Origin of the sequence: Neisseria sp. HMSC065D04 (assembly GCF_001815675.1) — a bacterium.
Lineage (GTDB): Bacteria > Pseudomonadota > Gammaproteobacteria > Burkholderiales > Neisseriaceae > Neisseria.
This window is the reverse complement of record NZ_KV821486.1, coordinates 7,612-11,498: the sequence shown is the minus strand read 5'-3', so window position 1 is coordinate 11,498 and position 3,887 is coordinate 7,612. Positions and strand designations below refer to the sequence as shown.

General features: G+C 52.8%; 4 protein-coding genes and 1 pseudogene. All 5 read right to left on the bottom strand.

Going from position 1 to position 3,887, the window contains the following annotated elements; genetic code table 11:
- Window positions 1–300 precede the first annotated feature (300 nt).
- The 5 genes and pseudogenes from HMPREF3050_RS02110 to greB all read right to left on the bottom strand — a co-directional run bounded on the left by HMPREF3050_RS02110 (window position 301) and on the right by greB (window position 3,839).
- A complete protein-coding gene (locus HMPREF3050_RS02110) occupies window positions 301–789 on the bottom strand; it encodes a group II truncated hemoglobin (RefSeq protein ID WP_016686553.1) in 489 nt (162 codons plus the stop codon).
- A gap of 133 nt (window positions 790–922) precedes the next feature.
- Window positions 923–985, bottom strand: a pseudogene (locus HMPREF3050_RS14755) (transposase); the annotation flags it as partial.
- Between the two features lie 144 nt (window positions 986–1,129).
- Entirely contained in the window at window positions 1,130–2,143 is a 1,014-nt protein-coding gene (dusA, locus tag HMPREF3050_RS02105) for a tRNA dihydrouridine(20/20a) synthase DusA (protein ID WP_070773280.1), read from the bottom strand.
- A 118-nt stretch (window positions 2,144–2,261) separates the two neighbouring features.
- The gene (locus tag HMPREF3050_RS02100) at window positions 2,262–3,053 is read right to left on the bottom strand and encodes a formate/nitrite transporter family protein (protein ID WP_070773279.1); all 792 of its coding nucleotides are present in this window, start codon (window positions 3,051–3,053) and stop codon (window positions 2,262–2,264) included.
- A gap of 294 nt (window positions 3,054–3,347) precedes the next feature.
- Window positions 3,348–3,839, bottom strand: a complete 492-nt coding sequence (greB, locus tag HMPREF3050_RS02095) for a transcription elongation factor GreB (RefSeq protein WP_070773278.1) — start codon at window positions 3,837–3,839, stop codon at window positions 3,348–3,350.
- Window positions 3,840–3,887 lie beyond the last annotated feature (48 nt).

Sequence of the window (3,887 nt, the reverse complement as noted above, 5' to 3'; positions counted from 1 at the left end):
CCAAAGCCAGCAAAGCAACCATCATTTTTTTCAACCATGTGTTCATGTCAAACTTCCCTGATGTATGTTTCATAAAAAATCACGGCATTTTCAGACGACGGTCGAGGTCGTCTGAAAATGCCGTGATTCTATCCTTACTGTATTTAAAATGCTATTTTGCTACTTTACCTGACTGTTACCGGCAGAAATATCGTATTGGGATTCTCCGCCATTGATTGAGTGCAACGGCTGCAACTTTACAGCAGCAGCCCTTTTATCAAACAGGGAAAACGGGAAGGGGTTCGTCTTTTTCAGACGACCTCAAGCCGGGAAGGTTGGGAAATAACCGTCCACGCCGTATTGCTTTAAGACGTTTTTCAGCTCGGGAATGCGGATTGCGGGATCGACTGCCATCGGCGGCATGGGCGGTTCTACGCCTTCTTCGTTTTGGTTGCGCATCCAGTCCGCCATCGCAAAAATGCGGATAAGGACGGGCTCTGCGAGGTCTTTGCCGATTTCCAATTCGTTCATGGCTTGGGCGAAGCAGGCGACCCATTCGTCGCGTACTTGCATATTCACGGCAAAGGGCATGTGCCGCGCGCGCAGCATGGGATGGCCGTATTTCTGCTCGAACAAGGGCGGGCCGCCGAGCCAGCCGCTGAAAAATTCGTAGAGTTTTTCGCGAATCAGCGTCATGTCTTCGCCGTGCATCTGGCGCAAGGCGCGGTATTGCGGCTCGAGTTCCATCAAGTCGTAAAAGCGGTCGGTCAGGTTGCGGACGCCTGCCGCGCCGCCGAATGCGTGATACATAGTGTTCTTTCTTTAAAGGTCGTCTGAAACGGGGATTTTATAGTGGCTTTAACTTTAAACCGGGACGGCGTTACCTCGCCTTAGCTCAAAGAGAACGATTCTCTAAGGTGCTGAAGCACCAAGTGAATCGGTTCCGTACTATCTGTACTGTCTGCGGCTTCGTCGTCTTGTCCTGATTTAAATTTAATCCACTATAATAGACTGAGCCGATTGTGTCATATGGGATAAATAGAGGTCTTCTGAAAACCTGTTCCGTTTTCAGACGACCTTTGTTTTTTTTGCGGCGGAGGACCAATTTTAAGCTGCCGGAGAGCGGCAATCGAAAATCAACTTACCCGCGCTATTCCCATACGTTCGCCCGCTCGACCTCTTTCCACGCGTCGAGAATCAGGCTGCCGTCGTTGTCTTTCAAGAGCGTCGCATCGGAAAGCATACGTCGCCAAGTGCGGGCGTTTTTCAGGCCGTGCATCAGCCCGAGGCTGTGGCGGACAATGTGGCGCAAGATTGTGCCGCGTCCGGCTTGGATTTGGGTTTGGCTGTATGTGTAGAGGCGCTGCACCAAATCGGCGTATTCAATCGGGCTGCGGGTATCGCCGTAAAACAGCCTGTCCCATTCGTGCATGATCATCGGGTTGTGATACGCCTCGCGTCCGACCATTACGCCGTCAACGTGTTGCAGGTGTCCGGCGATTGCTTCGTTGGTGGTGATGCCGCCGTTGATGATGATTTCCAGCTCGGGAAACTCTTGCTTGAGGCGGTAAACATAATCGTATTTCAACGGCGGAACGTCGCGGTTTTCTTTGGGGGAGAGTCCGTCCAGCCATGCGTTGCGGGCGTGGACGATGAAGGTTTTGCAGGCGGTTTTGTCGCGCAGCGTGCCGACGAAATCGGCAACGGTTTGGTATTCAGTCTGCCTGTCGACGCCGATGCGGTGTTTGACGGTAACGGGGATGCCTACTGCGTCCTGCATGGCGTTGAGGCAGTCGGCAACCAGCATGACTTCGTTCATCAGACACGCGCCGAACGAGCCTTTCTGCACGCGCGGGCTGGGGCAACCGCAGTTGAGGTTGACCTCGTTGTAGCCGTATTCTTCGGCGGCTTTGGCTGCTTTCGCCAAATCGGACGGGTCGCTGCCGCCCAGTTGCAGGGCGACGGGCTGCTCGCCTTCGTTGAACATCAAAAAGCGGTCTTTGTCGCCATAGACGATGGCGCCGGAATTGACCATTTCGCTGTAAAGCCATGTGTTGCGGGTAATCTGGCGGGCGAGGTAGCGGTAGTGGCGGTCCGTCCAGTCGAGCATGGGGGCAACGGAAAGGCGGCGGGGAGGGAGGGAGGCTTGAGTCATGTGTTTCATGTATCTGATTATTTTGAGGCGGCATTATATCAGACGGACTGTGTCGAAAATCGGCGCGGGGGTCGTCTGAAACGGCAAAACCTGCTTTTGAAGCAGGTTTTGTATGCTCAAAGGCAGATTATTCGGCACAATCTTTCAGCGTATCTTTATAAGTATAAAGGTACGACGCGCCGACAAACGATGCGCCGCCGAAGACATTGCCTAAAAACACGGGAATCATGTTGAAGAAAAACTGCCCCCATGTGATGTCTGCGCCCGCCAAAATACCGGCGGGGATGACGAACATATTGGCGACAAGGTGTTGGAAACCGTTTAACACGAAAATCATCACGGGAAACCAAATCGCCAACATCCGCCCTGCCGTATGCTTGGCGGCAAAGTGCAGCCACGCGCCCATACACACCATCCAGTTACACGCGACCGCCGAGACGAAAGCCCTGCCGAAATCCATATGGACTTTGGCTTCCGCCACCGCAATCGTTTTTTCTGCCACGCTGCCTTCGGTCATGCCGACATAGTGTCCGAGGAAAAACGCCATCGCCAGCGTTCCCGCCAAATTGCCCAGACAAACGACAACCCAGTTGCGCAGCAGCATTTTTGTGGAAATCCGCCCCGCCAAACGCCCCAAAGACATAATCATCATATTGCTCGTTACCAGCTCGCCGCCGCCGAGCAGGATGCAGATCAGGGCGATGGGGAACATTGCCGCGCCGAGCAAAGTCGCCAAGCCGCCCCATTCGTGCGGAATGCCGCTGACCACTTTCAAATAAGCCAGATAACCGAAGCCGATGTATCCGCCTGCCAAAACGCTCAAAACCGCCAGCGTGGAAACGCTGGATTGTGCCTTGACACAGCTTTTATCGAGGACGACCTGTAAAATTTCCTGTGGGTATAAATCGCGCGAAGCCATGATTTTCCTTAAAGTGGATTGAGGTGGGAACGCCGCTTTTGAAAGACGGCAAAACTGTCGCGGTAGGGCAGTGTCGGGGGATGCCGGTGTACGGTCTTATCGGATAAAAAACAATAGTGTATTAAACCTAAAATGCGGTCGCGCCGCCTTGCTTTGGCTCAAAAGAAAGATTATTACATCCAGCGGACAGGTCAGTTTGCGAAGCGGCGGCTTCAAACAAAAGGTCGTCTGAAAACCCTGATGTTTTCAGACGACCTTTTCATCTCGACAAATACGGCATAATCCGACTGCCGCTCAATCAATCCGTATGTATTCCACCGACAAAATTTCAATCTCTTCGCGCCCTTCCGGTGTGTTCAAGACGACTTCGTCCCCTTCCCTCGCTTTAATCAGACAACGCGCCAACGGGGAAATCCAAGAAATTTTGTTTTGCGCGGTATCGATTTCATCGACGCCGACGATTTTGACGGTTTGCTCGCGCCCGTCGCCGCGTAATAATCCGACGGTTGCACTGAAAAACACTTGGTCGGTCGCTTCGCGCAATTCGGGATCAACGACGACGGCGGCTTCCAAACGCTTGGTCAGGAAACGGATGCGGCGGTCGATTTCGCGCATACGGCGTTTGCCGTAAAGATAGTCGCCGTTTTCGCTGCGGTCGCCGTTGCTTGCCGCCCAGTTGACGATTTGGACGATTTCGGGACGTTCTTTATTGACCAGTTGATACAGCTCGTCTTTCAATGCCTGCCAACCGACGGGCGTGATGTAGTTTTTGGTTTCGGTACTCATAATCTTGCCGTTAAAAATAATATAGTGGATTAAATTTAAATCAGGACA

Coding starts and splice junctions, on each gene's coding strand:
- HMPREF3050_RS02110 (WP_016686553.1), bottom strand. CDS start 789: ATGTATCACGCATTCGGCGGCGCGGCAGGCGTCCGCAACCTGACCGAC.
- dusA (WP_070773280.1), bottom strand. CDS start 2,143: ATGAAACACATGACTCAAGCCTCCCTCCCTCCCCGCCGCCTTTCCGTT.
- HMPREF3050_RS02100 (WP_070773279.1), bottom strand. CDS start 3,053: ATGGCTTCGCGCGATTTATACCCACAGGAAATTTTACAGGTCGTCCTC.
- greB (WP_070773278.1), bottom strand. CDS start 3,839: ATGAGTACCGAAACCAAAAACTACATCACGCCCGTCGGTTGGCAGGCA.